Below are 1,635 nucleotides of genomic sequence, written 5' to 3'. Positions count from 1 at the left end.
CGGCGCGCCCGACGCCGCCAACCCCGACGTGGCCCGCGTGGCGGCGCGCCTGCGCGACGAGCTCGGCGAGGAGGCTTTCGCCGCGGCCTTCGCCCGCGGCCGCGCCCTCGACCGCGCCCGTGCCGTTGAGCTGGCCACCGGAGGTCCATGGTGAGGTACGTCTACGCGGGCGCCGCCGTGCACGTCCCGGCGCCGCCGGAGCAGGTGTTCGCGCTGATCACCGACTGGCCGCGGCACCGGGAGTGGATGTTCATGACCGACGCCCGCCAGGTCGGCGAGCACGCGGTCGAGGCCTACACCGGAGTGCGGCCGTTCGGATTCCTGGACACCATGACGATCACGACCTGGCAGCCCCCGACGCTGGTGCTGGTCACCCACACCGGCCGGTTCGTACGCGGCCACGGCGCCATCCGGATCCGGCCCCAGGACGGCGGCAGCCGCGTGATCTGGGCCGAGCGGCTGCGGCTGCCGTTCGGGCCGCTGGGCTGGGCCCTGTGGCCGCTCGCCCGCCCCGTCGGCGTCGCCCTCCTGCGCCACTCGCTGCGCAATCTGTCCGGCTTGCTGGCCCCGGGCACCCAGGCGCCGCCCCCGAACCCGTGAAGGTCAGATGTGAACCGCCTGGCGGGCCACCGCGGCGGCGAAGGCGGAGATCACCGGGTGCGCGCGCCGCCCGTCCCCCGACAGCTCCGGCTGGAACAGCGTGCCCACGAAGAACGGGTGACCGGGCAGCTCGGCCGCCCGCACCGCCCCGTCGTCGGCGTGCCCGGAGAACACCAGCCCGTGCTCGGCCAGCGTCCGGGTGTAGGTCTCGTTGAGCCCGTAGGAGCAGACGTAGGACTCCATCGTGACGGACCCGCCCATGATCTGCTCCATCAGCGTCCCGGGCGCGATCCGCACCCGCCCCTCGTGCCCGGCCAGCGAGCACGCCAGCGGCGTCAGCAGGAACTCCCGCGCGTCCGGCTCGTTCTCGGCGTGCGCCACGTCCAGCCCGCACACGTGCCGCGCGAACTCCAGGAGCATGTGCTGGAACCCCGCGCACGTGCTCAGGAGCGGGATCCGATGCTCGCGGGCGACGCGCGCCGCCTCCACCGCGCCCTCCTCGTCCCGGTACGGGCTGCCGGGCACGATCCAGATGCCGTCGAAGCGCTCCAGGCCGGACACGTCGGTGGTGGCGATCCAGTACGGGTCGAGCGCGATGCCGTCCCGCTCCCGCAGCGCCTCGACGACCAGCGGGATCCGGGCATGCGAACGAACACTGGGGGACCGATCCCCCACAAGGGCGATTTTCATGTCCCCATCCTGACCGCCACCTCTGGTTAAGCGCCAACGATGATTTCTGGACCTGCTATAAGCAACACTGATGGATCCTCATTTGCTGACCACGTTCGTGACCGTCGCCAGGCACGGCTCGTTCTCCGCGGCCGCCGCCGAGCTCGGCTACACCCAGTCGGCCGTCTCCCAGCAGATCGCCGCGCTGGAGGCCGACCTCGGCCTGCCGCTGCTGCTGCGCCGCCCGGTCGAGCCCACCGAGGCCGGCCGGCGGCTGCTGGAGCACGCCGGGCCGCTGCTGCTGCGCCACCGCGCGGCCTGCGCCGACGTGCTGCGCGCCGCCGCCCGGCCCGGGCCCCGGCGGGG

General features: G+C 73.8%; 3 protein-coding genes. 2 read left to right on the top strand and 1 reads right to left on the bottom strand.

The genetic code is table 11. The features are described 5' to 3' along the window. The first annotated feature begins 147 nt into the window (after nucleotides 1-147). The gene (locus ACWDX9_RS63070; protein ID WP_449973411.1) at nucleotides 148-600 is read left to right on the top strand and encodes an SRPBCC family protein; all 453 of its coding nucleotides are present in this window, start codon (nucleotides 148-150) and stop codon (nucleotides 598-600) included. Between the two features lie 3 nt (nucleotides 601-603). On the opposite strand, the gene ACWDX9_RS63065 is transcribed toward ACWDX9_RS63070, so the two are convergent. Next, the gene (locus tag ACWDX9_RS63065; protein WP_449973410.1) at nucleotides 604-1,290 is read right to left on the bottom strand and encodes a CTP synthase C-terminal region-related (seleno)protein; all 687 of its coding nucleotides are present in this window, start codon (nucleotides 1,288-1,290) and stop codon (nucleotides 604-606) included. A gap of 70 nt (nucleotides 1,291-1,360) precedes the next feature. Here ACWDX9_RS63065 and ACWDX9_RS63060 point away from each other — a divergent pair. Next, the coding region (locus ACWDX9_RS63060; RefSeq protein ID WP_449973409.1) for a LysR family transcriptional regulator at nucleotides 1,361-1,635 on the top strand (275 nt) is incomplete at its 3' end.

The sequence above is a fragment of the Nonomuraea sp. NPDC003201 genome (assembly GCF_053590415.1).
Note: the sequence above shows the minus strand (reverse complement) of the source record. Positions and strands in the feature narration are given on the sequence as shown.

Coding starts and splice junctions, on each gene's coding strand:
- ACWDX9_RS63070 (WP_449973411.1), top strand. CDS start 148: ATGGTGAGGTACGTCTACGCGGGCGCCGCCGTGCACGTCCCGGCGCCG.
- ACWDX9_RS63065 (WP_449973410.1), bottom strand. CDS start 1,290: ATGAAAATCGCCCTTGTGGGGGATCGGTCCCCCAGTGTTCGTTCGCAT.